Origin of the sequence: Streptomyces toxytricini, assembly GCF_014649915.1 — a bacterium.
GTDB lineage: Bacteria > Actinomycetota > Actinomycetes > Streptomycetales > Streptomycetaceae > Streptomyces > Streptomyces toxytricini.
This window is the reverse complement of sequence record NZ_BMTY01000012.1, coordinates 137,571-161,258: the sequence shown is the minus strand read 5'-3', so window position 1 is coordinate 161,258 and position 23,688 is coordinate 137,571. Positions and strand designations below refer to the sequence as shown.

Below are 23,688 nucleotides of genomic sequence, written 5' to 3'. Positions count from 1 at the left end.
GTTGACCAGCATCGACAAGACCACGAACGTCCCGGCGCCGCGCGCCGCGAGCGAGGGCACCCCCCTCCTCGAAGTGCGCGACCTGCACGTCGAGTTCCACACCCGCGACGGCGTCGCCAAGGCCGTCAACGGAGTCTCGTACTCCGTGGACGCCGGCGAGACCCTCGCCGTCCTCGGCGAGTCCGGCTCGGGCAAGTCCGTGACGGCGCAGGCCATCATGGGCATCCTCGACATGCCGCCCGGCAAGATCCCCTCCGGCGAGATCCTCTTCCAGGGCCAGGACCTGCTGAAGCTCCCGGCGGACGAGTACCGCAAGATCCGCGGCTCGAAGATCGCGATGATCTTCCAGGACGCGCTCTCCTCGCTGAACCCGGTGCACACCGTCGGCGCCCAGCTCGGCGAGATGTTCCGCGTCCACCGCGGGATGTCCAAGAAGGACTCCCTCGCCAAGGCCGTCGAGCTGATGGACCGGGTGAAGATCCCCGCCGCCAAGGCGCGCGTGGGCGACTACCCGCACCAGTTCTCCGGCGGCATGCGCCAGCGCATCATGATCGCCATGGCGATGGCCCTGGAGCCGGACCTGATCATCGCCGACGAGCCGACCACGGCCCTCGACGTGACGGTCCAGGCCCAGGTCATGGACCTCCTCGCGGAACTCCAGCGCGAGATGAACATGGGCCTGATCCTGATCACCCACGACCTCGGCGTCGTCGCCGACGTCGCGGACAAGATCGCCGTCATGTACGGCGGCCGGATCGTCGAGACCGCCCCGGTCCACGAGATCTACAAGCGCCCCGCGCACCCGTACACCCGCGGCCTGCTCGACTCGATCCCGCGCCTGGACCTCAAGGGCCAGGAGCTGTACGCGATCAAGGGCCTGCCGCCCAACCTGCTGAACATCCCCTCGGGCTGCGCCTTCAACCCGCGCTGCCCGAAGGCGCAGGACGTCTGCCGCACCGACGTTCCGGTCCTGCACCGGGTGACCGAGCAGGACGGCACCGAGCTGCCGGGCCGCGGCAGCGCGTGCCACTTCTGGAAGGAGCAGATCCATGGCTGACCTCACCAAGGGCGAGCGCGAGCCGATCCTTCAGGTGCGCAACCTGGTCAAGCACTTCCCGCTGACCCAGGGCATCCTGTTCAAGAAGCAGGTCGGCGCGGTCAAGGCCGTCGACGGCGTCTCCTTCGACCTCTACCGGGGCGAGACCCTCGGCATCGTCGGCGAGTCCGGCTGCGGCAAGTCCACCGTCGCCAAGCTGCTGATGAGCCTGGAGCGCGCCACCTCCGGCGAGGTGTTCTACAAGGGCCAGGACATCACCAAGCTGTCCGGCCGCGCCCTGAAGGCCGTCCGCCGCAACATCCAGATGGTCTTCCAGGACCCGTACACCTCGCTGAACCCGCGCATGACGGTCGGCGACATCATCGGGGAGCCCTTCGAGATCCACCCCGAGGTGGCCCCGAAGGGCGACCGGCGCCGCAAGGTCCAGGAACTCCTGGACGTCGTGGGCCTGAACCCCGAGTACATCAACCGCTACCCGCACCAGTTCTCCGGCGGCCAGCGCCAGCGCATCGGCATCGCCCGCGGCCTCGCGCTCAACCCGGAGATCATCATCTGCGACGAGCCGGTCTCCGCGCTCGACGTGTCGGTGCAGGCGCAGGTCGTCAACCTGATGGAGAAGCTCCAGGACGAGTTCGACCTGTCGTACGTGTTCATCGCGCACGACCTGTCGATCGTCCGGCACATCTCCGACCGCGTCGGCGTGATGTACCTCGGCAAGATGGCCGAGATCGGCACCGACAACGAGATCTACGACCACCCGACGCACCCCTACACCCAGGCGCTGCTGTCGGCGGTCCCGGTCCCGGACCCGGAGGCCCGCGAGGCCCGCGACCGGATCATCCTGACCGGCGACGTCCCGTCCCCGGCCAACCCGCCGTCGGGCTGCCGCTTCCGCACCCGCTGCTGGAAGGCGCAGGACATCTGCTCCACCGAGCAGCCGCTCCTCGCCGTCCCCGAGCGTTACAAGGGCCAGAACACCCTCGCCGCGCACGAGTCGGCGTGCCACTTCGCGGAGGAGCGGGCGGTCCTCGCCGTCTGACCTCCACCGCACCAGCGGACGCACCTGAGGGGCGCCCGGCACCGGACACCTCCGGAGCCGGGCGCCCCGGCGTTTCCCCGCCGGGGAAAACGCGTTGCGGGCCCGCCGGCGCCTCGCGGACAGTGGCCCGATGACCGACGTGATGACCGTGCGCCCCACCGAACCGGGGGACGCGGCCGACATCTGCGCCCTCCTCAACGCCGTCGACGAGATCGAGATCGGCCGGCCCGAGACCGACCTCGCCTCCGTCGAAGCCGACCTGAGCCACCCCGGGGTGGAGCTCTCCACCGACTCCTGGCTCGCCTTCGAGGACGGCCGGCTCACCGGGTACGGCATGGTCTGGGCGGACTCCGAGCCGGGGCGCGTGGACTGCGACCACTACGTACTGCCCGGCCGCGACGCCGCGGCCACCGCCCTCTTCGAGCGGATCGAGGCCCGCGCCCGCGAGATGGCCGCCGGTGCCCCCGAGGGCCGGCTGCGGCTCCAGCTCAACCGCACCCCCACCCTCGACCTCGGCCTGCTGGCCGGGCGCGGATACCGCACCATCCGCCACTACCAGGTGATGACCCGCCCCCTCGACCCGGCCGCCGACCTGCCGCCCGCCCCGCCCGAGGGGCTCGTCCTGCGGCACTGCGGCAGCGACCCGGCCGACCCGGCCCGCGCCCACGCCCTCGTCGAGGAGTCCTTCGCCGCCCACTTCGGCCACGTGGACCGCCCGTACGAGAACTGGCTCGACCACATCGACGGCCGCCGCCTCGACTGGTCGCTGGTCTGGATCGCGAGCCTGCCCGGCCACGGCGACGCCGCCGTCCTCCTCACCCGCGACGACCGTGCGAGCATGGCCTGGATCAGCCACCTCGGCGTCCGCAAGGAGCTGCGCGGCCGCGGCATCGGCGGACACCTGCTGCGCCACGCCTTCGCCGCGTACGCGGCCCGCGGCCGGGACACCCTCGGCCTCGGCGTCGACACCCGCAACGCGACCGGGGCGCTCGGCCTGTACGAGGCCCACGGCATGCGGCAGCACTACGCGGTGGACACCTGGGAGCTGCCTTTGCACCCGGTCGGGTGACAGCGGCTTTCCCCACGGGTGCAATCGGTCGAGCCGGGCGTGCGGCGGCACCCACATGGGGGGACATTGGCCCCGAAGCGAGTCCCGGGAGCCAGTAGGAGGCACTCCATGCGCGGAGCCACGCACGCCAGGTGGGCCGCAGGCGCGGTGGCCGTCGCCCTCGCCGCGACGGCCTGCGGCGGCGGCAGCGACAGCGGCGGGAGCGGCGAGGCGGGCATCGTCAGCTCCTCGTGGGGTGATCCGCAGAACCCGCTGGAGCCGGCCAACACCAACGAGGTGCAGGGCGGCAAGGTCCTCGACATGGTCTTCCGCGGCCTCATGCGCTACGACCCGGAGACGGGCGAGGCGCAGAACATGCTGGCCGAGCGGATCGAGACGCAGGACAGCCAGAACTTCACCATCACCCTGAAGGAAGGCTGGACCTTCAGCAACGGCGAGCCCGTCACCGCCCAGTCCTTCGTGGACGCCTGGAACTACGGCGCGGACGTCCGCAACAAGCAGAACAACGCGCCGTTCTTCTCGGACATCGTCGGCTACGACGACGTCCACCCCGCCTCCGGGGACCCCACCGCCAAGACGATGAAGGGGCTGGTCGTCAAGGACGCCAGGACCTTCACCGTCGCGCTGGACAAGAAGTTCTCCACCTGGCCCGACACCCTCGGCTACCAGGCCTTCTCCCCGCTGCCGAAGGCCTTCTTCACCGACCACGCCGCCTGGCTGGACAAGCCCGTCGGCAACGGCCCCTACACGGTGGACTCCTACACCAAGGGCACCGGGATGAAGCTGCGCCGGTGGGACGGCTACCCGGGCGAGGACAAGGCCGTCAACGGCGGCGTCGACCTCAAGGTCTACACCGACAACAACACCGCCTACACGGACCTGATCTCCGGCAACCTCGACCTGGTCGACGATATCCCCGCCCAGCAGCTGAAGAACGTCAAGAACGACCTCGGCGACCGGTACATCAACCAGCCCGCCCTGATCATGCAGACCCTCACCTTCCCGCTGTACGACCCGCGGTGGAGCAAGCCCGGCATGGAGAAGGTCCGCCGCGGCATCTCCATGGCCATCAACCGCGACGAGATCACCCGGCAGATCTTCCGCGAGACCCGCACCCCCGCCAAGGACTGGACCTCCCCGGCCCTCGGCGAGAAGGGCGGCTTCAACCCGACCCTGTGCGGCGACGCCTGCACCTACGACCCGGCCGCGGCCAAGCAGCTGATCCAGGAGGGCGGCGGCCTGCCCGGCGGCAAGGTCACCCTCACGTCGAACGTGGACACCGGATCGCACCGCGACTGGATGGACGCCGTCTGCAACAGCATCAACAACGCCCTCGGCGAGGGCCCGGCCTGCACGGTCAACCCGGTCGGCACCTTCGCCGACTTCCGCAACCAGCAGAGCTCCTACAAGCTGACCGGCCCCTTCCGCTCCGGCTGGCAGGCCGACTACCCGCTGATCCAGAACTTCCTCCAGCCGCTCTACTACACGGGCGCCTCCTCCAACTACGGCAAGTTCAGCGACCCGCAGTTCGACAAGCTCGTCGACGAGGCCAACCAGGAGGCCGACCCGGCGCAGGCCGTCACCAAGTTCCAGGACGCGGAGAAGATCCTCGCCGCGCAGATGCCGGCGATCCCGCTCTGGTACCAGAACGGCAGCGCCGGGTACGCCGAGCGCCTCTCCGACGTCGCGCTCAACCAGTTCAGCGTCCCCGTCTACAACCGGATCAAGGTCAGCTGACCCGCCCGGCGGACACACCGGCCCACCCACCCCCCGGAGCAGTCCATGGGACGTTACGTGATCCGGCGGCTGCTCCAGATGATCCCGGTGTTCATCGGCAGCACGTTCCTGATCTTCATCATGGTGTACGCGCTCGGCGACCCGGTCGCCGCCCTGTTCGGCGACAAGGCCCCCGACCCGGCGACCGCCGCGCGCATCCGCAAGGACCTCTACCTCGACCGGCCGCTGTGGGAGCAGTACCTCCACTACATGGGCCAGATCTTCCAGGGCGACTTCGGCACCGCCTTCAACGGCCAGCCCGTCACCGAGCTGATGGCCTCGGCGTTCCCGGTCACCCTGCGCCTGACGCTCGTCGCCATCACGATCGAGATCGTCGTCGGCATCACCCTCGGCGTGGTCAGCGGGCTCCGCCGGGGCCGGACCATCGACACCACCCTGCTGGTCCTGACCCTCGTCGTCATCTCCGTGCCGACCTTCGTCACCGGCTACCTGCTGCAGTACCTGCTGGGAGTGAAGTGGGGCTGGGTCCGGCCCACCGTCTCCCCGGACGCCCCCCTGAACGAGCTGATCCTGCCCGGCATCGTCCTCGCGCTGGTCTCCCTGGCCTACGTCACCCGCCTCTCGCGCACCTCCATCGCCGAGAACACCAAGGCCGACTACGTCCGCACCGCCGTGGCCAAGGGACTGCCCCGCCGGCGGGTCATCACCCGCCACCTGCTGCGCAACTCGCTCATCCCCGTCGTCACCTTCATCGGCACGGACATCGGCGCCCTCATGGGCGGCGCGATCGTCACCGAGCGGATCTTCAACATCCACGGCGTCGGCTACCAGCTCTACCAGGGCATCCTGCGCAACAACTCCCCGACCGTCGTCGGCTTCGTCACCATCCTCGTCATCGTCTTCCTGCTGGCGAACCTGCTCGTCGACCTGCTCTACGCGGTCCTGGACCCGAGGATCCGCTATGCCTGAGCCGTACGACCCGCTGCAGCCCGGCGACAAGGAAGCCATCGCACCCACCGGAGCGGGCGGCCCCATGGACCTGGCCATCGAAGAAGCGGAAAGCCTGGAGAAGACCCTCGGCGACGCCCCCGGCCCGTCCGGACCGGGCGGGAAGGCCCGCTCCCTGTGGTCCGACGCCTGGCACCAGCTGCGCCGCAACCCCGTCTTCGTCGTCTCCGCCCTGCTCATCGCCTTCCTCGTCGTCATCGCGATCTGGCCGCAGCTCATCGCGAGCGGCGACCCCCTCAAGTGCGACCTGTCCAAATCGCAGGAGGGCTCCGCCCCCGGCCACCCCTTCGGCTACGACACCCAGGGCTGCGACGTGTACACCCGGACCGTGTACGGCGCCCGCGCCTCCATCACCGTCGGCGTCTGCGCCACCCTGGGCGCCGCCCTGCTCGGCTCGCTGCTCGGCGGCCTCGCCGGCTTCTTCGGCGGCTGGGGCGACGCGACGCTCTCCCGCGTCGCGGACATCTTCTTCGGCATCCCCGTCATCCTCGGCGGCCTGGTCTTCCTGTCCGTGGTCACCAGCACCACCGTCTGGCCGGTCGTCGGCTTCATCGTGCTGCTCGGCTGGCCGCAGATCGCCCGCATCGCCCGCGGCTCCGTCATCACCGCCAAACAGAACGACTACGTCCAGGCCGCGCGGGCGCTCGGCGCCGGCAACACCCGGCTGCTGCTGAGGCACGTCGCCCCCAACGCCGTGGCGCCGGTCATCGTCGTCGCCACCATCGCGCTCGGCACGTACATCGCCCTGGAGGCCACCCTGTCCTTCCTCGGCGTGGGCCTGCGCCCGCCGACCGTCTCCTGGGGCATCGACATCTCCAACGCGGCCTCGCAGATCCGCAACGCCCCCCACATGCTGCTCTGGCCGGCCGGCGCGCTCAGCATCACCGTCCTGGCGTTCATCATGCTCGGCGACGCGGTGCGCGACGCCCTCGACCCCAAGCTGCGCTGAGGAGTGCCGGCCCCATGCTGCTCGAAGTCCGCGACCTCCACGTGGAGTTCCGCACCCGCGACGGCGTCGCCAAGGCCGTCAACGGCGTGAACTACTCCGTCGACGAAGGGGAGACGCTCGCAGTGCTCGGCGAGTCCGGCTCCGGGAAGTCCGTGACCGCCCAGGCGGTCATGGGCATCCTCGACGTGCCGCCCGGCCGCATCGCGGGCGGCGAGATCCTCTTCAAGGGCCGCGACCTGCTGCGGATGAAGGAGGACGAGCGGCGCCGGGTCCGCGGCGCGCACATGGCGATGATCTTCCAGGACGCGCTGTCCGCGCTGAATCCGGTCCTCACCGTGGGCGCGCAGCTCGGCGAGATGTTCGAGGTGCACCGCGGCATGTCCCGCAAGGACTCCCGTGCGCGGGCCGTGGAGCTGATGGACCGGGTGCGGATCCCGGCGGCCCGCCAGCGCGCGGGGGACTACCCGCACCAGTTCTCCGGCGGCATGCGCCAGCGCATCATGATCGCGATGGCGCTCGCCCTGGAGCCCTCCCTGATCATCGCGGACGAGCCGACGACCGCGCTCGACGTGACCGTCCAGGCCCAGGTCATGGACCTCCTCGCCGAGCTGCAGCGCGAGCTGAACATGGGCCTGATCCTGATCACCCACGACCTCGGCGTCGTCGCCGACGTCGCCGACAAGATCGCCGTCATGTACGCGGGCCGGATCGTCGAGGCGGCCCCCGTCCACGAGCTGTACCGGGCGCCCGCGCACCCGTACACGCGCGGCCTCCTCGACTCCATCCCGCGCCTGGACCAGATGGGCCAGGAGCTGTACGCCATCAAGGGCCTGCCGCCCAACCTCACGGCCATCCCGCCGGGCTGCGCCTTCAACCCGCGCTGCCCCATGGCCCAGGCGATCTGCCGCACCGACGTCCCGCCGCTGTACTCGGTCACCGGTACGCCCGCGCGCCGGACGAGCGCCTGCCACTTCTGGAAGGAGTGCCTCGGTGGCTGAGCAGATCCTGGAGGTCCGCGACCTCGTCAAGCACTACCCGCTGACCCAGGGCATCCTCTTCAAGAAGCAGATCGGCGCGGTCAAGGCGGTCGACGGGGTCTCCTTCGGCCTGGCCCGCGGAGAGACACTCGGCATCGTCGGCGAGTCCGGCTGCGGCAAGTCGACCGTCGCGCGGATGCTGGTCAACCTGGAGCGGCCGACGGCCGGCGCGATCTCGTACAAGGGCGAGGACATCACCAGGCTGTCCGGCCGGGCGCTCAAAGCCGTCCGCCGCAACATCCAGATGGTCTTCCAGGACCCGTACACCTCGCTGAACCCGCGCATGACGGTCGGCGACATCATCGGGGAGCCCTTCGAGATCCACCCCGAGGCGGCCCCGAAGGGCGACCGGCGGCGGAAGGTCCAGGAGCTGCTGGACGTGGTCGGGCTCAACCCCGAGTACGTCAACCGCTACCCGCACCAGTTCTCCGGCGGGCAGCGCCAGCGCATCGGCATCGCCCGGGGCCTCGCCCTGCGGCCCGAGGTGATCGTGGCCGACGAGCCGGTCTCCGCGCTCGACGTGTCGGTGCAGGCGCAGGTGGTCAACCTGCTGGAACGGCTCCAGGACGAGTTCGACCTGAGCTACGTGTTCATCGCGCACGACCTGTCGATCGTCCGGCACATCTCCGACCGCATCGGCGTGATGTACCTGGGGCGGGTCGTGGAGACCGGCACGGACGCGGAGATCTACGACCACCCGACGCACCCCTACACCCAGGCGCTGCTGTCGGCCGTTCCGGTCCCGGACCCGCAGGCCCGCGCGCACCGGGAGCGGATCATCCTGACCGGGGACGTGCCCTCGCCGGCCAACCCGCCGTCGGGCTGCCGCTTCCGCACCCGCTGCTGGAAGGCGCGGCAGCGGTGCGCCGACGAGGTGCCGCTGCTGGCGGTGCCGCAGGCCTTCCCGGAGGGGCCGGCGGCGCACCCGTCGGCCTGTCACTTCGCCGCCGAGAAGCACGTGGTGCCGGCGGAGGGGGAGCTGCCCCCGCCCCCGCCGCCGCCGGGGCCGCTGCACGGCGGCCAGTGACTGTCCGGGCGGCCCGCGGCGTGATCCCGTACCGATCATTTCCAGCCACCGCGATGGTTTCGCCGCGTGGCGGCGGCGCCCCGGCCGGTACCCTCGCGCCCCTGCCGCCGCCGCCCCAATTCGCCTGCCAACACGGCGAATTGTTCGGTCTGTCATGAGATACGGGCTTCTCCGCACGGATGCCGGGCGGCCGTGCGGGCGCCGGCAACCGGCCGAGCCGGCGTACGCGCCCCGCGCCCGGCCGTCCCCGTGACCCTGCGCATGCGCGGGGTGCGCCCCTCGTGCTGCCGGAATTCGATCGATGCGCTGGTACGGATAGTTATGATCCGTAGCGCACGGTGGGTATGACTCCGCCGAGCACTGAGTACGAGTACGCGTACCCGATGTCCGCTCGACGTGGAGGTGAAACGCCGTGGCACTCTCGATCTCGGCCGTGGTGCTGCTGGCGATCGTCGTCTTCCTGCTGGTCCGGCGATCGGGCCTGAAGGCGGGACACGCCGCCGTCTGTGTGCTCCTCGGCTTCTACCTGGCGAGCTCGACCATCGCGCCGACGCTCACCCAGCTCACCTCGAACGTGGCCAGCATGATCAGCGGTCTCAAGCTCTGAAGCCCCGGGCCGCCGATCACCGCACTACGCTTGGCCCCATGAACGGTCTTCCCGCCCGCCGTCTGCTCCTCGTGCACGCACACCCGGACGACGAGTCGATCAACAACGGCCTCACCATGGCCAAGTACGCGGCCGAGGGTGCGCACGTCGCTCTGGTGACCTGCACCCTCGGAGAGGAGGGGGAGGTCATCCCGCCCTCCCTCGCCCACCTGGCGGCCGACCGCGACGACACCCTCGGCGCCCACCGCACCGGCGAACTCGCCGCCGCGATGGCCGAACTGGGCGTCACCGACCACCGGTTCCTCGGCGGCGCCGGCCGCTTCCGCGACTCCGGGATGATGGGCCTGCCCCAGAACGACCGGCCCGGCTCCTTCTGGTCCGCCGACGTGGACGAGGCCGCCGCACACCTCGTCGAGGTCATCCGCGAGCTGCGCCCGCAGGTCCTCGTCACCTACGACCCGGACGGCGGGTACGGCCACCCGGACCACATCCAGGCCCACCGCGTCGCCATGCGCGCCGCCGAACTCGCCGCCGAGGGCGCGTACCGGCGCGACCTGGGAGAGCCGCACCGGATCGGGAAGGTCTACTGGAACCGGGTGCCGCGCTCCGCCGTGGAGGAGGGCTTCGCGCGTCTGAGGGAGGCGGGGGAGAAGGTGCCCTTCCCCGGAGTCGCCTCGCCGGAGGACGTCCCCGGCGTGGTGCCGGACGAGCGCATCACCGCCGAAATCACCGCGGACGAGCGCTTCGTCGCCGCCAAGGCGGCCGCGATGCGCGCGCACGCCACCCAGATCGCCGTGGACGGCCCCTTCTTCGCGCTCTCCAACGACCTGGCGCAGCCGCTGTTCGCGCGGGAGTTCTACGAGCTGGTGCAGGGCAGTCCGGGCGCCGGCGCCGGCGGGCGCGAGGACGACCTCTTCGCGGGGGTCGAGGCGTGACCCGGCCCTGGACCGCCGGCCGCATCGCCCTGCTGGCCGGGCTGTTGGCGCTCGGGGCGGTGGTCGGCCTGGCCGGCTGGCTCGTCGTCGACCTGTGGTTCCCGGGCGGGCTGGTGCTCGCGGTGCTGGCCGCCTTCGGGCTGTTCCTCGGCGGCAGGATCGCCGACGGCGGCGGCTTCGGGGTGGGCGCCGGCGCGGTCGGCTGGTTCCTGGCGTACGTGGTGGTCGGCACCCCGCGCCCCGAAGGGGACTTCCTGCTCGGTTCGTCCGGAATCGCCATGTACGCCTACCTTTTGGGCGGGACGGTGGCCGCTGTGATCTGCGCCACGCTGTCCGGCCCGTTCCACCGCCCCGTCCAGGCCGCCCCGTCCGCGGAGTGACGGGCCGTTGAACTCGGTCGCGGTGCCGGTTGCGGGCCGTTGGGCGGCCTGTGGGGCGGTGTGCGCCGGCGGCTTGGGGAAGGTGAAGGGGAACCTCTGATTCCACCAGCTCAGTTGCTTCCGTGCCGCGGACAGTATGGTGGTCGGGCCGCCGAGCTGCCCGAGCACGCAACGACGGGCGGCGGAGCCAACCGGGAGAACCTGCCTTGAGTCGTGAAACCGACAGTCCGTCCACCGGGCCCCAGGGGGGCGGTGGAGCCGCCTACCCCTCGGGCACGCCGCCGTACGGATCCGGCCAGTACCCGTCCACGGACCCAGCGGCGACTGCCTCGGAGGAGAACTCTGTGACCTCGAACCCGTCCACGCCCGACACCGACGGGCCGAAGACCGAGACCACCCTGACGACCCGGATCCGGATCAACATCCCGGGTTCGCGGCCGATCCCGCCGGTGGTCGTGCGCAAGCCCGTCGCCGAAGCGGAGGCGGAGGCGGAGGCCGCCGCGGCCCCGGCCGACCGGCCCGGTGCCGAGCCCGAGCCGCCGCGGGCGCCCGCGCCCCCCGCGCCCGCACCCGAGCCGGCGGCGGAGCCGGAGGCGTCGGCGAACAACTGGTTCGCCCCACGCAAGCCGCCCCAGGCGGCCGCGGCCTCCACCGCCGCTCCGGCGGCCCCCGCGCTGCCGAAGCGCACGCCCGCCGCGGAAGGCTCCGCCCCCGCGCTGCCCGCGCGAACCCCGGCCGCCGCCGAGCCGCTGCCGGTCCGCACCCCCGCCCCGCCCGTGCGCGGCGGCGCCACGGGTGGCGGCTTCGCCCCGCCCGCCGCCCCCGCGGCCGGCGGCGCCCCCCAGGGCTTCGCCCCCGCCCCGCAGCCGCCGGCCCCGGCCGGCCCCGGCTTCGCCGGCCCGCCGCTCCCGCCCCCGGCAGGGCCCGGTGCCGGTGCCACGCAGGGCTTCCCCGCCTTCCCCGGCGACGGCGGCCCCGCGACCGAGCCGTTCCCCGCCTTCGACGCCCCCGAGGGCCCCGGCCGGTCCGCCGGCCCGGCCGGCCCCACCGGCGGCCCCGCGCTGGGCTCCTTCCCCGTCGACGGCCCGCGCGCCGACGCCGCCCCGCAGTGGCCCGGCCCCGACACGGGCGCCGCTGCGCGCACCCCCGTCCCGCCGCCCGGCCCCGCCGCCCCGTCCGGACCGGCCGGCGCCGCGGCCCCCCGCGCGCCGAAGCCGTCCGCCGACCGGCCGGCGGCGCCCCGGCCCGCCAAGGCGGCCGCCCCAAAGCCGACGAAGGTCGCCAAGGCCCGCTCGAAGCTGGTCCTGCTCGGCGGCGGCGTCGTCTCCCTCCTCGCCGTGGCGTACGGAGCCGGCCTGCTGCTGAACCACTCGGACGTCCCCAAGGGCACCACCGTCCTCGGCGTCGACATCAGCGGCAGCCGCGACGAGGCCGTCGCCAAGCTCCAGACGGCCTTCGGCAACCGCGCCGCCACGCCGCTCCAGCTCACCGTCGGCGGCAAGCCGGTCGAGCTGAAGCCGGAGAAGGCCGGCCTGAGCCTGGACGCCCAGACCACCGTCCGCAACGCCGCGGGCAGCGACTACAACCCGGTCACCGTCATCGGCTCGCTCCTCGGCAACGAGCGCGTCGCCGACCCGGTCATGCCGGTCGACGAGGAGAAGCTCCAGGTCGCCCTGCAGGAGCTGGCGGGAACCGCCGGGACCGTCACCGAGGGCACCATCAAGTTCGACACGGGCAAGGCCGTCGCCGTCCCCGGCAAGGCCGGAACCACCCTCGACACCGGGGCCTCCGCCGAGCTCGTCACCAAGGCGTTCCGCGACATGGTCGCCACCGGCTCCGCCGATGCCGTCGAACTCCCGGTCACCACCAAGGAGCCGGCCGTGAACCAGGCCGAACTCGACCGGGCCATGAAGGAGTTCGCCGAGCCCGCCATGTCCGGCATCGCCACCGTCAAGGCCGGCCCGAAGTCCATCCCGTTCGGCCCCAAGTCGCTGCCGAAGATCCTCAGCATGCAGGCCGTCGACGGCAAGCTCGTCGAGAAGTACGACCTGGAGGCCCTCAAGGCCATCTACGGCAACAGCTTCGACGGCGTGCTGATCACCCGAGGCACCGGCGAGAAGACCCCGGTCTCCCCGCAGGACGTCGCCGGGGCCCTCGGCAAGGCCCTGCGCGGCAAGACCACCGCCGAGCGCACCGTCACCATCGACACCAACCCCAACTGACGGCGCCGCCCGCCGCCTGGCACGGACACGGCCCCCGCCCCCGACACCGGGAGGCGGGGGCCGCCGCCGTCCGTACGCAAGGGCCGCGCCCCGCGGACGGTCAGTTCAGCAGGGCCCGCGCCGAGCGGGCCTCCGACCGGATCCGCGCCGCGGCCGCGGCGTCCACCGCCTCCACCACCAGCGCGTACGCCTCCAGCTCGGCCGCCCCGTCGGTGAACCGGCCGCGCTCCACCAGCAGCTTCGCCCGCTCGTAGCGCAGCGACGCCGGGTGCGAGGGGAGCAGCAGCGACAGCTCCAGCGCCCACAGCGCGACCCCCGACTGCTCGGGCCGCATGGCCGCCCACGCCCGGATGTTGTTCAGGATCCGCAGCACGATGTCCAGCGTCCGGGCGGGCGTGCGCGGCCCCGTCGCCTGCTCCGCGGGGCCCGCCCCCAGCGAGGCGCCGCCCGCGAAGGGGTCCACCACCACGCCCTCGTCAGGGTCGCCGAAGCCCACGACGAAATGCCCCGGCAGCCCGAGCCCGTACACCGGCGCGCCCGCCCGCCGGGCGACCTCCAGCCACACCACGGACAGCAGGATCGGCAGGCCGCGCCGGCGCCGCAGCACCTCGTGCAGCAGCGAGGACGACAGCCGCTCGTAGTCCGCGGGCGTGCCGTGGAAGCCCATCCGGCCTCCGAGCAGCTCCGTCACCGCCGACGCCCACGCCCGCGCCCCGCGCAGGCCGTACGGCAGCATGCCGGCCAGCCGGTCCAGCTCGATCTGCGCCGCGTCCACCCCCCGCTCGTCCAGCGCCGGGTCGGCCTCGGCCGCCACCAGCAGGCACAGCACGGACAGGTCGGGCCGCTCCGCGCGGGCCTCCTCGGCGAACTGCTCGCGGATCCCCGGGATCACGGCCGGGCCTGCCGGTAGTGGTGGTAGGCGTGGTGCGCGGCGAAGCCCAGGCCGTCGTAGAGCGCGCGGGCCGCGGCGTTGCCGGCCTCCACCTGGAGCCACGCCGCGGAGGCGCCCTCCTCCAGGGCGCGTGCGGCCAGCGCGGCCATCACCGCTGTCGCCAGCCCCTCGCGCCGCCGCTCCGGGGCGACCTCGACGGCCGCGAAGCCGGCCCACCGGCCGTCCACGACCAGGCGGCCGATCGCGGCGCCGGGCACGGTCGCGAACCACACCGACGGGCCGGCCTCCAGCACCCGGCGCGCCGTGTCCGGGTCCTCGACCCGGCCGTAGCGGGAGAGCCACTCCGCGTCCGGAGTCCGGGACAGCCGTACGGCCGCGGTGTCCGCGTCGGTGTCGGCCAGCGGCGCCAGCGCGGCGGTGCGGACCTCCGCCGACACCTCGCGCCGCCAGCCGCGCCGCTCCAGCTCCGCGAGGAGCACCTCCTGGGTGCCCGCGGCGCCCGTCGCCCCCTGCACATAGGGCGGAAGTCCTCGTTCCGCGTACCAGGCCGTCACCCGGGCGAGTGCTTCACCGAGCGGTATCCCGGGGTCGCCGAGCGCCAGGACGGAGTTGGCGCGCCGGGTGAACCCGCCGGCCGCCCGCAGCGTCCACCCGCCGAGCGGCTCGCTCTCCAGCGGCTGCCAGGCCCGCGCGCCGACGCGCGCCAGCTCCTCGAAGGAGGCCGCCGGACCCCTGCGGCGGGCCGGCGCGGCGGGCACGACCTTGCCCGCCACCAGCGAGGATTCCGGGATGCGGACGGATTCCCCGCTCTTGCGTGTGATCGTGAGCACACCGCGGTCCCAGGATGTGAGAACCCCTACCGTGTCCGTGAACGGGGGCCTGCCGTCCGGCCCCCCGTCCGACCGTCGTACGGAGACTCGTTTACCCACGTCAGCGGGGGTGATACGGATCTCCAGCAGCCCACCGGCAGTGATTTCCACAGCTCTGTCCGCCCCTCCTGTTCGGATCGTGCCCGGGAACGGAGATACTAGGCGTGGGCATCGACGACGCCGCGCTCCCGCGCGATATGGACAGCCCTACCGAGGAGGAACGAGAGCGTGACCTACGTCATCGCGGAGCCTTGTGTCGACGTCAAGGACAAGGCATGCATCGAAGAGTGCCCCGTCGACTGCATCTACGAGGGCCAGCGGTCCTTGTACATCCACCCGGACGAATGCGTCGACTGCGGCGCCTGTGAGCCGGTCTGCCCGGTCGAGGCCATCTTCTACGAGGACGACACTCCGGAGGAGTGGAAGGAGTACTACAAGGCGAACGTCGAGTTCTTCGACGAGCTCGGTTCGCCCGGTGGTGCCTCGAAGCTGGGTCTGATCGAGCGCGACCACCCCTTCATCGCCGCGCTGCCGCCCATGGGCGAAGGCCACTGACGGCTGCCCCCACGCGGGCGGAACGCACCTCGGTCCCGTACGGCCCCGCGCCGCGCGGGACCGAGCCGTTCACCCGCCGCACCGGACCGCACGAGAGAGCAGAGAGCACCGTGGCCGCAGTATCCGCACGCCTTCCCGTCTTCCCGTGGGACAAGCTGGAGCCGTACAAGGCGACGGCCGCGGCGCACCCCGACGGCATCGTCGACCTCTCCGTCGGCACACCCGTGGACCCGGTGCCGCAGCTGATCCGCAGCGCCCTCGTCGCCGCCGCGGACTCCCCGGGCTACCCCACCGTGTGGGGGACGCCCGCCCTGCGCGACGCGATCACCGGCTGGCTCCGCGGCCGCCTCGGAGCGAGCGCGGCAGGCCACCGCAACGTCCTGCCCGTCGTCGGCTCCAAGGAGCTCGTGGCCTGGCTGCCCACGCAGCTCGGCCTGGGCCCCGGCGACAAGGTCGCCTACCCGCGGCTCGCCTACCCCACGTACGAGGTCGGCGCGCGGCTCTGCGGCGCCGAGGCCGTCGTCTACGACGACCCGACCGAGCTCGACCCGGCCGGCCTGAAGCTGCTGTGGCTCAACTCGCCCTCCAACCCGACCGGCGCGGTCATCCCGAAGGACGAGCTCGTCCGCATCGTGGCCTGGGCGCGGGAGCACTCCGTCCTGGTCTTCAGCGACGAGTGCTACCTGGAGCTCGGCTGGGAGGCCGAGCCCGTCTCCGTCCTCCACGACGACGTCTGCGGCGGCTCCTACGAGGGCCTCGTCGCCGTCCACTCCCTGTCCAAGCGGTCCAACCTGGCGGGCTACCGGGCCGCGTTCATCGCCGGCGACGCGGATGTCCTCGGCGAGCTCCTGGAGATCCGCAAGCACGGCGGCATGATGACGCCGGCGCCGGTACAGGCCGCCACGGTCGCGGCCCTCGGCGACGACGCGCACGTCGCGGAGCAGCGCGCCCGCTACGCCGCCCGGCGCGCGGCGCTGCGCGCGGCCCTGGAGGCGCACGGCTTCCGCGTCGAGCACAGCGAGGCCAGCCTCTACCTGTGGGTGACCCGCGACGAGCCCTGCTGGGACACCGTCGCCCACCTCGCCGGCCTCGGCATCCTCGTCGCCCCCGGCGACTTCTACGGCGAGGCGGGTGCCCGGCACGTCCGCGTCGCGTTCACGGCGACGGACGAGCGCGTCGACGCCGCGGTCAAGCGGCTCGCCTGACGGCGGGCCCGGACGGGCCGAGGGGGCCGGGAGCGGCGAGCGCTCCCGGCCCCCTCGGCCGTCTTCCGGATGTCCTGCGGGTCCGTCAGCCGGCGAGGCCGTTCAGGGGCAGGGAGCCCAGCGGCAGCGAGTCCGTCGGCAGCGAGTCCGTCGGCAGGGAGCCGGTCGGCAGGGCGTCGGTCGGCAGGCCCTGCGCCGGGACCGCGCCCGCGAGGTCGCCGGCCGGGACGGCGTCGGTCGGCAGGCCCTTGGCGGCCGGCAGGCCGCCCAGCAGGGCGCCCGCGGTGTCGGCGACCTGCCCGGGCGCGGCCGGGACGGCCTCGGAGGCGGTGTCCGCGGCCTGCGGCCCGGTGAGGGCGCCCAGCTGCGGCAGGGACGAGTCCAGGCCCGCGGCGCTGGCCGCGCCGGCCGCACCGACCACGGGAGCGGCCCCGGCTGCGAGCAGCAGCGCGGTACGGGCGATCCGGCGGGTCAGGGGGAGGGACATGTTGCTCCTAAGCGGTAGCGGCTGAGTACGCCCGCTACAACCGCTCGCGGTACGGGGCGGGTTGCGGCGCCCTTCGGTAAAGGATCGGTAACGCATCGTTTAATCGGCTTCCGGGACAAGCGCATTGGATGCCGACCGACCAGCACTTCCTCGCCCCGGAGGCCGCCGGAGGCCCGCCCCGCGGTTGGCCCCCTGCGGGTGACCTCCCGTACGCGCGAGCGGGCGACCGGAGCCCCCGGCTCAGCCCTTCAGGAAGATGCGGACCTGGCCGCGCTGCGCCCCGCGCGCGTCCGCGCCGCCCTTCGCGTCGCCGCCCGCAGGCTGCCAGCGGCCCTTCTTCTCGCCGGCCACCCAGCTGCGGTCCGCGTACGAGACCCGCGCGATGCCCAGCGACGGCGCGTTCGCGACCGCCCAGCCGGCGATCGCCCGGCTGCCCCGCGCGGCCTGCTCCCCGCCGTCCGGCTTCTCCGCCAGCGCGACCTCGGCTTCCGCCGCCGGCGCGCCGCCGGCCGCCGCGGCGGCCTGCTCCTTCGGGAAGGCGTGCAGCCCGCTCTTGCCGAAGATCCGCTCCAGCTCGCCCCGCACCCGCTGCGGATCACCCGGCGCCGCCGGCGCGGGCCCGCCGCAGGTCAGATCGCCGGCCCCGGCGAACGCCGCCGTCAGCACCGCCGCGTCCGGCTCGTGCTTGGCGTACGCCTGCGGATAGCCGCTCAGCTGCACCTTCTGCGCGGCTTCCGTCAGCGGCAGCCGCGAGTACCCCTTCACCTTGACGAGCCGGTCGTAGAAGATCCCCGCCGAGTAGACGGGGTCCCTGATCTGCTCCGGCGTGCCCCAGCCCTGCGAGGGCCGCTGCTGGAACAGGCCGAGCGAATCCCGGTCGCCGTGGTCGAGGTTGCGCAGCGCCGACTCCTGCATCGCCGTCGCCAGCGCGATGGTCACCGCCCGGTCGGGCAGCCCCTTGGCCACCCCGACCGCGGCTATCGTCGCCGCGTTCGCCGCCTGCTCGGGCGTCATGTCGTACGTGCGGCGGCTGCCCCCGGGGGAGCCGTCCCCGGCCGAATCCGCGGCCGTGCAGTGCGGTGCGCCGCCCCCTCCCGTCGACTCGAACCGGACGACCAGGTAGCCGGCGAGCGCGAGCAGGACGCACAGGCCGGCGGCCGTGCGGAGCCTACGGCGGCGGCGGGGGCGGGAGTGATCGCTCTGTGACACGCGGCCCACCGTACTTCAGCCACGTCGCGCGTCCACCGGTCGGACGTGAGACCTTCGCCGCAGCACGGCGCGTTAGGGTCGGAGGCATGTCCGAAACCGAGCTCGACCTCACCCTCGACGCAGCCCGGCTGACCGCGAGGCTCGTCGACGTCCCGTCCGTGAGCGGCGACGAGAAGGCCCTCGCCGACCTCGTCGAACAGGCCCTGCGGGGCCTGCCCCACCTCACGGTCGACCGGTACGGCAACAACGTCGTGGCCCGCACCCGCCTCGGCCGCCCCGAGCGCGTCGTCCTCGCCGGGCACCTCGACACCGTGCCCATCGCCGGGAACGTCCCCTCCCGCCTCGACGGCGACGGCGTCCTGTGGGGCTGCGGCACCACCGACATGAAGTCCGGCGTCGCCGTGCAGCTGCGCATCGCCGCGACCGTGCCCGAGCCCAACCGCGACCTCACCTTCGTCTTCTACGACCAGGAGGAGGTGGCCTCCCACCTCAACGGCCTGGGCCGGATCGCCGAGGCCCACCCCGACTGGCTCGCCGGGGACTTCGCGGTCCTCCTGGAGCCGTCGGACGCCGAGGTCGAGGGCGGCTGCCAGGGCACCCTGCGCGTCCTGCTGCACACCTCCGGGGAGCGCGCCCACTCCGCCCGCAGCTGGATGGGCTCCAACGCCATCCACGCCGCCGCCCCGATCCTGGCCAGGCTGGCCGCTTACGAACCGCGCCGGCCCGTCATCGACGGCCTGGAGTACCACGAGGGCCTCAACGCGGTCCGCATCGAGGGCGGCGTCGCCAACAACGTCATCCCCGACGCCTGCACCGTGACCGTCAACTTCCGCTACGCCCCCGACCGCAGCGAGGCAGAAGCCATCGCCCACGTCGAGGAGGTCTTCGCGGACTGCGGCGTCACCGCCTTCACCGTCGACGACTCCTCCGGCGGCGCCCTCCCCGGGCTCTCGCACCCGGCCGCGAAGGCCTTCATGGAGGCCGTCGGCGGCCGCGCCATGCCCAAGTTCGGCTGGACCGACGTCTCCCGCTTCAGCGCGCTCGGCGTCCCCGCCGTCAACTACGGCCCGGGCAACGCCCTGCTGGCCCACAAGGTCGACGAACGGGTCGACACCAAGGCGATCGCGCACTGCGAGGAACGACTCCGCGCCTGGCTGACCTCCTGAATTACCCCTCCCGTCACCTCCGTGCGCCTACCCTGATCCAACGATCAGCAGGAGGGAGCACATCATGGGCAACCACCGCGATGCCGAGGGAGGCGTCCGCCGCCCCGAGGAGCAGCAGCTCGGACCGGTGCTGCGCCGCCGCAGCCAGGTGCAGGCGGGCAGCACGACCGACCAGCGGCTGCTGGACTCGGCAGGGCCTTCCGAGTGGGTGCACACCGATCCCTGGCGGGTCCTGCGCATCCAGTCGGAATTCATCGAGGGCTTCGGCACGCTGGCGGAGCTGCCGCCCGCGATCAGCGTGTTCGGCTCGGCGCGCACCCCGGCGGGCTCGCCGGAGTACGAGGCCGGCGTCCGCATCGGCAGCGCGCTCGTCGAGGCCGGCTTCGCCGTCATCACCGGCGGCGGTCCGGGCGCCATGGAGGCCGCCAACAAGGGTGCGCGGGAGGCGAACGGGATCTCCGTCGGCCTCGGCATCGAGCTGCCCTTCGAGCAGGGGCTCAACCAGCACGTCGACCTCGGGCTGAACTTCCGGTACTTCTTCGTCCGCAAGACGATGTTCGTGAAGTACAGCCAGGGCTTCGTCGTGCTGCCGGGCGGACTCGGCACGCTGGACGAGCTGTTCGAGGCCCTGACCCTGGTCCAGACCCAGAAGATCACCCGCTTCCCGATCGTGCTCTTCGGCACGGACTACTGGAGCGGTCTGGTCGAGTGGCTCCGGAACACGGTCATCGCCCAGGGCAAGGCCTCCGAGCGCGACCTGTACCTCTTCCACGTCACCGACGACGTGGAGGAGGCCATCGCGCTCGTCACCAAGGAGGTCGGAAAGTAGGGGCCGGCCGGCAGCCCCCCGCCGGGGCCCGGCTCAGGCCAGTCCCCGGCGGGCCACCGCCGGCTCCCGGTGCCCCTGGATCGCCCGGACCATCTCCAGGACCTGCCGGGTCTCCGCGACCTCGTGCACCCGGTAGACCTGCGCGCCCAGCCAGGCCGACACCGCGGTCGTGGCGAGCGTGCCGAGCAGGCGCTCCTTGACCGGACGGTCCAGGGTCTCGCCGACGAAGTCCTTGTTGGACAGCGACACCAGCACGGGCCAGCCGGTCTCCGCCATCTCCGCAAGGCGCCGGGTCGCCTCCAGGGAGTGCCGGGTGTTCTTCCCGAAGTCGTGCCCCGGATCGATCATGATCGCGTCGCGGCGGACACCGAGGGCCGCGGCCCGCTCGGCCAGCCCCACCGTGACCCGCAGGATGTCCGCCATGACGTCCTCGTACGCGGTCCGGTGCGGCCGGGTCCGCGGCTCGACCCCGCCTGCGTGCGTGCACACCAGGCCCGCCCCGTACCGGGCGGCGACCTCGGTCAGCTTCGGGTCGACCCCGCCCCAGGCGTCGTTCAGCAGGTCCGCACCGGCCTCGCAGACCGCCTCGCCGACCTCGTGCCGCCAGGTGTCGACGCTGATCACCACGTCCGGGTGGCGGCGCCGGACCTCGGCGACGAAGCCGACCGTCCGCCGGGCCTCCTCGACCGCGTCCACGTGCTCGCCCGGCCCCGCCTTGACCCCGCCGACGTCGATGATCGCCGCGCCCTCGGCCACCGCCTGCTCCACGCGCTCCAGGGCGGGCTCGTCGCGGAACGTCGCGCCCTGGTCGTAGAAGGAGTCGGGCGTCCGGTTCACGATCGCCATGATCACCGGCTCGTGGGTGTCGAACTCGCGCCTGCCCAGTCGCAGCATCCCGTTCTTTCCTCCTCAGGGGGCCCTCGCGCCCCGTCCGCGACCTTAACCTGGTCACCTGGTGGTCCACCGGCCGCCGCCGGGAGGTGCCCCGCAAGTCTCTCAGGGAGTTGATCGTGTTCTGGTTCCTGCTGATCGCGCTGGTCGTGGTCGTCACCGCGGTCACCCTGGCCGTGATCGGGGGCGGCTCCGAGGCCGTCCTGCCCGAGGCGGAGCCCGACCGGGTCGCCGACGCCCTGCCCGAGACCCGCCCCGTCGCCCCGGCCGACGTCGCGGCACTGCGGCTGCCGGTCGCGGCGCGCGGCTACCGGATGGCCGAGGTGGACGACGTACTGGAGCGCCTCGCGGCGGAGCTCGCCGAGCGGGACTCCAAGATCGCCGAGCTGGCGGCGGCGGTGGCGACGGCCGGGCGGCCGGCGGCGGCCGGGTCCGCTCCCGCTCCCGCGGCCGGGGCTGCCGCCGGGGACGCGCCCGGGGCGGCCGGGGAGGCCGGGGAGGCGGAGGCCGCGGAGCCCGAGCAGGACCCCGAGCCGACCGCGGTCGACCTCACCAAGGACGCCCGGTGACCGCCCTCGCGGGCGCGGACGGCGCCCTGCGCTGCCCGTGGGCCCTGGCCACCGAGGACTACACCGCCTACCACGACACCGAGTGGGGCCGCGCCGTCCACGGGGACGACGCCCTGTACGAGCGGCTGTGCCTGGAGGCCTTCCAGTCCGGGCTGTCCTGGCTGACGATCCTGCGGCGGCGCGAGGGCTTCCGCGCGGCCTTCGCGAACTTCGAGATCGCGGCCGTCGCCGCCTTCGACCACCGGGACGCCGAGCGGCTGCTCGCCGACGAGCGGATCATCCGCAACCGCGCCAAGATCGACGCGACGCTCGCCAACGCGCGGGTGCTCGCCGACTGGGAGCCCGGCGAGCTGGACGCCCTGATCTGGTCGCACGCCCCGGAGCCGGGCCGGCCCGCCCCCGCGTCGGTCACGGACGTCCCGGCGGTGACGACCGAGTCGACGGCGCTCGCCAAGGCGCTGAAGAAGGCCGGCATCCGCTTCGTCGGGCCCACGACGGCCTACGCGCTGATGCAGGCCTGCGGCCTCGTCAACGACCACCTGGCCGACTGCACGGCCCGCACCCCGGCCGCCCCGGCGGCCAAGGCCGGGGCGGGGCGGGCGCCGGCGGCGGGTCAGCGGCCGAGGTAGACCGGCGGCTGCTTGGCCAGGAAGGCCTGGACGGCGATCCCGTGGTCCTCGGAGGCCCCGGCCCGGGTCTGCAGGACGTCCTCGCGCTCCAGGGCGTCGGCGAGGGAGTGCGAGGCCCCGTACGCGAGGGACTCCTTCAGCGCCGCGTAGGCGACGGTCGGGCCGGCGGCCAGCGTGCGCGCCACGGCCTCGGCCTGCGCGTGCAGCTCCTGCGCCGGGACCAGCCGGTTCGCGATGCCCAGCTCGTACGCCTCCTGCGCCTTCACCGAGCGCGGGAAGAACAGCAGGTCGGCGGCGCGCGAGGCGCCGATCAGGCGGGGCAGCGTCCAGGAGACGCCCGAGTCGGCGGTCAGCGCCACCCCGGCGAAGGACGTGTTGAAGGACGCCGTCTCGGAGACGACCCGGAAGTCCGCGGCGAGCGCGAAGCCGAAGCCCGCACCGGCCGCGACGCCGTTCACACCCGCCACGACCGGCTTGGGCATCTCCACCAGCGCCCGCACGATCGGGTTGTAGTGCTCCGAGACCGTGCTCATCGTCAGCGACGAGCCGGTCTCCCGGTCGGCCTGCAGGTTCTGCACGTGCTCGCGGAGGTCCTGGCCGACGCAGAAGGCGCGGTCGCCGGCCGCGGTCAGCAGCACGGCCCGCACCGCCGCGTCGTCGGCCGCCGCCCGGACGGCGTCGCGGAGCGCGACCTTCGCCTCGGTGTTCATGGCGTTCATGGCGTCGGGACGGTTGATCGTGATGGTGGCGAGTCCGTCGGTGACGTCGTAGAGCACGCTGTCGGCCATGTCGGGGGTCCCCCTTCGTCGCGGGCTGGGCTACCGGCCGGTACCGGCCGGTGCAAGGGCCAGCATGGCGGACCCGGCCGCCCGGGGGCATGTGATGTGCGTCAAAGAAAGCGGGCGCGGCGCCCGCGCGGAGCGCGCGCAGTATCGCAGGCAGGTCCCCGAAATGAGTGGTTTTGGCAGAGCGCGTTGCCCAAGCGTTCCCTTGCGATGTTGGTCATCGGGTCCTGACATGCGGGATAATGGCCGGGAAGCAATGTGTTCGATGCCGGGTTCCAGGCGCCTGAATGGGGCCGTCGGCTGACGATGAGCTGGTTTCAGGAAGGGGAACGAGCATGGCGGCCATGAAGCCGCGGACGGGCGACGGCCCGCTCGAGGTCACCAAGGAGGGGCGGGGCATCGTCATGCGCGTACCGCTCGAGGGCGGCGGTCGGCTGGTCGTCGAGCTGACGCCGGACGAGGCGGACGCCCTGGGTGACGCCCTGAAGAAGGTCGTCGGCTGACCCGTCGGCAAGACCGACTGCACTCTCTGCAC

25 protein-coding genes are annotated in these 23,688 nt (G+C 73.0%); 19 read left to right on the top strand and 6 right to left on the bottom strand.

What is annotated here, in order from left to right:
- The first annotated feature begins 1 nt into the window (after window position 1).
- The 12 genes from IE170_RS17250 (at window position 2) to IE170_RS17195 (ending at window position 13,067) form a co-directional block, all read left to right on the top strand.
- The gene (locus IE170_RS17250) at window positions 2-1,057 is read left to right on the top strand and encodes an ABC transporter ATP-binding protein (RefSeq protein WP_189810273.1); all 1,056 of its coding nucleotides are present in this window, start codon (window positions 2-4) and stop codon (window positions 1,055-1,057) included.
- Window positions 1,050-2,096: an ABC transporter ATP-binding protein gene (locus tag IE170_RS17245; protein WP_189810272.1), complete on the top strand. Its 1,047-nt coding sequence runs from the start codon at window positions 1,050-1,052 to the stop codon at window positions 2,094-2,096. Before IE170_RS17250 ends, IE170_RS17245 begins: the two co-directional genes overlap by 8 nt.
- Window positions 2,097-2,226: 130 nt before the next feature.
- Window positions 2,227-3,165 (top strand): GNAT family N-acetyltransferase, encoded by a 939-nt coding sequence (locus tag IE170_RS17240; RefSeq protein ID WP_189810271.1) that lies wholly within the window; start codon window positions 2,227-2,229, stop codon window positions 3,163-3,165.
- A 108-nt stretch (window positions 3,166-3,273) separates the two neighbouring features.
- Window positions 3,274-4,902 (top strand): peptide ABC transporter substrate-binding protein, encoded by a 1,629-nt coding sequence (locus IE170_RS17235; RefSeq protein WP_189810270.1) that lies wholly within the window; start codon window positions 3,274-3,276, stop codon window positions 4,900-4,902.
- Between the two features lie 45 nt (window positions 4,903-4,947).
- A complete protein-coding gene (locus IE170_RS17230; protein ID WP_189810269.1) occupies window positions 4,948-5,871 on the top strand; it encodes an ABC transporter permease in 924 nt (307 codons plus the stop codon).
- Window positions 5,864-6,859, top strand: coding sequence for an ABC transporter permease (locus IE170_RS17225; protein ID WP_189810268.1), 996 nt, complete (start codon window positions 5,864-5,866; stop codon window positions 6,857-6,859). The genes IE170_RS17230 and IE170_RS17225 overlap by 8 nt, the downstream gene beginning before the upstream one ends.
- 14 nt (window positions 6,860-6,873) lie before the next feature.
- Entirely contained in the window at window positions 6,874-7,857 is a 984-nt protein-coding gene (locus tag IE170_RS17220) for an ABC transporter ATP-binding protein (protein ID WP_189810267.1), read from the top strand.
- Window positions 7,850-8,923, top strand: coding sequence for an ABC transporter ATP-binding protein (locus IE170_RS17215; RefSeq protein ID WP_189810266.1), 1,074 nt, complete (start codon window positions 7,850-7,852; stop codon window positions 8,921-8,923). Before IE170_RS17220 ends, IE170_RS17215 begins: the two co-directional genes overlap by 8 nt.
- A 412-nt stretch (window positions 8,924-9,335) precedes the next feature.
- Entirely contained in the window at window positions 9,336-9,530 is a 195-nt protein-coding gene (locus tag IE170_RS17210; protein ID WP_114054011.1) for a hypothetical protein, read from the top strand.
- Between the two features lie 38 nt (window positions 9,531-9,568).
- Window positions 9,569-10,465, top strand: a complete 897-nt coding sequence (mshB, locus tag IE170_RS17205; RefSeq protein WP_189810265.1) for an N-acetyl-1-D-myo-inositol-2-amino-2-deoxy-alpha-D-glucopyranoside deacetylase — start codon at window positions 9,569-9,571, stop codon at window positions 10,463-10,465.
- Entirely contained in the window at window positions 10,462-10,845 is a 384-nt protein-coding gene (locus tag IE170_RS17200; RefSeq protein WP_189810264.1) for a DUF6113 family protein, read from the top strand. The genes mshB and IE170_RS17200 overlap by 4 nt, the downstream gene beginning before the upstream one ends.
- 206 nt (window positions 10,846-11,051) lie before the next feature.
- Complete coding sequence (locus tag IE170_RS17195; protein WP_189810263.1) at window positions 11,052-13,067, top strand: peptidoglycan binding domain-containing protein; 2,016 nt, start codon at window positions 11,052-11,054, stop codon at window positions 13,065-13,067.
- 100 nt (window positions 13,068-13,167) lie between these two features.
- Here IE170_RS17195 and IE170_RS17190 read toward each other — a convergent pair whose 3' ends face one another.
- Window positions 13,168-13,959, bottom strand: a complete 792-nt coding sequence (locus tag IE170_RS17190) for a transglutaminase family protein (protein ID WP_229884866.1) — start codon at window positions 13,957-13,959, stop codon at window positions 13,168-13,170.
- Window positions 13,956-14,939, bottom strand: a complete 984-nt coding sequence (locus IE170_RS17185; protein WP_189810261.1) for a GNAT family N-acetyltransferase — start codon at window positions 14,937-14,939, stop codon at window positions 13,956-13,958. Before IE170_RS17185 ends, IE170_RS17190 begins: the two co-directional genes overlap by 4 nt.
- A 117-nt stretch (window positions 14,940-15,056) precedes the next feature.
- Here IE170_RS17185 and fdxA point away from each other — a divergent pair, with 117 nt between their 5' ends.
- Entirely contained in the window at window positions 15,057-15,383 is a 327-nt protein-coding gene (fdxA, locus tag IE170_RS17180; protein WP_114054017.1) for a ferredoxin, read from the top strand.
- Between the two features lie 110 nt (window positions 15,384-15,493).
- The gene (gene dapC / locus IE170_RS17175) at window positions 15,494-16,588 is read left to right on the top strand and encodes a succinyldiaminopimelate transaminase (protein ID WP_189810260.1); all 1,095 of its coding nucleotides are present in this window, start codon (window positions 15,494-15,496) and stop codon (window positions 16,586-16,588) included.
- An 85-nt stretch (window positions 16,589-16,673) separates the two neighbouring features.
- Here the strand turns inward: dapC and IE170_RS17170 are convergent, their stop codons facing one another.
- Window positions 16,674-17,075 (bottom strand): ATP-binding protein, encoded by a 402-nt coding sequence (locus tag IE170_RS17170; RefSeq protein WP_189810259.1) that lies wholly within the window; start codon window positions 17,073-17,075, stop codon window positions 16,674-16,676.
- A 240-nt stretch (window positions 17,076-17,315) separates the two neighbouring features.
- The gene (locus IE170_RS17165) at window positions 17,316-18,284 is read right to left on the bottom strand and encodes a hypothetical protein (protein WP_189810258.1); all 969 of its coding nucleotides are present in this window, start codon (window positions 18,282-18,284) and stop codon (window positions 17,316-17,318) included.
- Between the two features lie 86 nt (window positions 18,285-18,370).
- Here IE170_RS17165 and dapE point away from each other — a divergent pair, with 86 nt between their 5' ends.
- Together dapE and IE170_RS17155 are read left to right on the top strand one after the other, a co-directional pair.
- Window positions 18,371-19,450: a succinyl-diaminopimelate desuccinylase gene (dapE, locus tag IE170_RS17160; RefSeq protein WP_189810257.1), complete on the top strand. Its 1,080-nt coding sequence runs from the start codon at window positions 18,371-18,373 to the stop codon at window positions 19,448-19,450.
- Window positions 19,451-19,514: 64 nt separating this feature from the next.
- Window positions 19,515-20,279 (top strand): LOG family protein, encoded by a 765-nt coding sequence (locus IE170_RS17155; RefSeq protein WP_189810256.1) that lies wholly within the window; start codon window positions 19,515-19,517, stop codon window positions 20,277-20,279.
- A gap of 33 nt (window positions 20,280-20,312) precedes the next feature.
- Here the strand turns inward: IE170_RS17155 and folP are convergent, their stop codons facing one another.
- The gene (folP, locus tag IE170_RS17150) at window positions 20,313-21,173 is read right to left on the bottom strand and encodes a dihydropteroate synthase (protein ID WP_189810255.1); all 861 of its coding nucleotides are present in this window, start codon (window positions 21,171-21,173) and stop codon (window positions 20,313-20,315) included.
- 110 nt (window positions 21,174-21,283) lie between these two features.
- Between folP and IE170_RS17145 the strand changes: the two genes are divergently transcribed.
- Both IE170_RS17145 and IE170_RS17140 read left to right on the top strand, forming a co-directional pair.
- Window positions 21,284-21,739: a DivIVA domain-containing protein gene (locus IE170_RS17145; RefSeq protein WP_189810341.1), complete on the top strand. Its 456-nt coding sequence runs from the start codon at window positions 21,284-21,286 to the stop codon at window positions 21,737-21,739.
- Window positions 21,736-22,368: a DNA-3-methyladenine glycosylase I gene (locus IE170_RS17140; protein ID WP_189810254.1), complete on the top strand. Its 633-nt coding sequence runs from the start codon at window positions 21,736-21,738 to the stop codon at window positions 22,366-22,368. Before IE170_RS17145 ends, IE170_RS17140 begins: the two co-directional genes overlap by 4 nt.
- Here IE170_RS17140 and chcB read toward each other — a convergent pair.
- Window positions 22,353-23,156: a 2-cyclohexenylcarbonyl CoA isomerase gene (gene chcB / locus IE170_RS17135; protein ID WP_189810253.1), complete on the bottom strand. Its 804-nt coding sequence runs from the start codon at window positions 23,154-23,156 to the stop codon at window positions 22,353-22,355. The two genes, IE170_RS17140 and chcB, sit on opposite strands and share 16 nt — an antisense overlap.
- A gap of 332 nt (window positions 23,157-23,488) precedes the next feature.
- Here chcB and IE170_RS17130 point away from each other — a divergent pair, with 332 nt between their 5' ends.
- The gene (locus IE170_RS17130) at window positions 23,489-23,656 is read left to right on the top strand and encodes a DUF3117 domain-containing protein (protein ID WP_003966491.1); all 168 of its coding nucleotides are present in this window, start codon (window positions 23,489-23,491) and stop codon (window positions 23,654-23,656) included.
- Window positions 23,657-23,688: the final 32 nt, after the last annotated feature.

What these genes read in the sequence shown, in the direction of transcription:
- IE170_RS17130 (WP_003966491.1), top strand. Translation starts at nt 23,489, where the DNA reads ATGGCGGCCATGAAGCCGCGGACGGGCGACGGCCCGCTCGAGGTCACC.
- mshB (WP_189810265.1), top strand. Translation starts at nt 9,569, where the DNA reads ATGAACGGTCTTCCCGCCCGCCGTCTGCTCCTCGTGCACGCACACCCG.
- IE170_RS17170 (WP_189810259.1), bottom strand. Translation starts at nt 17,075, where the DNA reads ATGTCCCTCCCCCTGACCCGCCGGATCGCCCGTACCGCGCTGCTGCTC.
- chcB (WP_189810253.1), bottom strand. Translation starts at nt 23,156, where the DNA reads ATGGCCGACAGCGTGCTCTACGACGTCACCGACGGACTCGCCACCATC.
- IE170_RS17230 (WP_189810269.1), top strand. Translation starts at nt 4,948, where the DNA reads ATGGGACGTTACGTGATCCGGCGGCTGCTCCAGATGATCCCGGTGTTC.
- IE170_RS17220 (WP_189810267.1), top strand. Translation starts at nt 6,874, where the DNA reads ATGCTGCTCGAAGTCCGCGACCTCCACGTGGAGTTCCGCACCCGCGAC.
- folP (WP_189810255.1), bottom strand. Translation starts at nt 21,173, where the DNA reads ATGCTGCGACTGGGCAGGCGCGAGTTCGACACCCACGAGCCGGTGATC.
- IE170_RS17245 (WP_189810272.1), top strand. Translation starts at nt 1,050, where the DNA reads ATGGCTGACCTCACCAAGGGCGAGCGCGAGCCGATCCTTCAGGTGCGC.
- IE170_RS17240 (WP_189810271.1), top strand. Translation starts at nt 2,227, where the DNA reads ATGACCGACGTGATGACCGTGCGCCCCACCGAACCGGGGGACGCGGCC.
- IE170_RS17235 (WP_189810270.1), top strand. Translation starts at nt 3,274, where the DNA reads ATGCGCGGAGCCACGCACGCCAGGTGGGCCGCAGGCGCGGTGGCCGTC.
- IE170_RS17155 (WP_189810256.1), top strand. Translation starts at nt 19,515, where the DNA reads ATGGGCAACCACCGCGATGCCGAGGGAGGCGTCCGCCGCCCCGAGGAG.
- IE170_RS17225 (WP_189810268.1), top strand. Translation starts at nt 5,864, where the DNA reads ATGCCTGAGCCGTACGACCCGCTGCAGCCCGGCGACAAGGAAGCCATC.
- dapE (WP_189810257.1), top strand. Translation starts at nt 18,371, where the DNA reads ATGTCCGAAACCGAGCTCGACCTCACCCTCGACGCAGCCCGGCTGACC.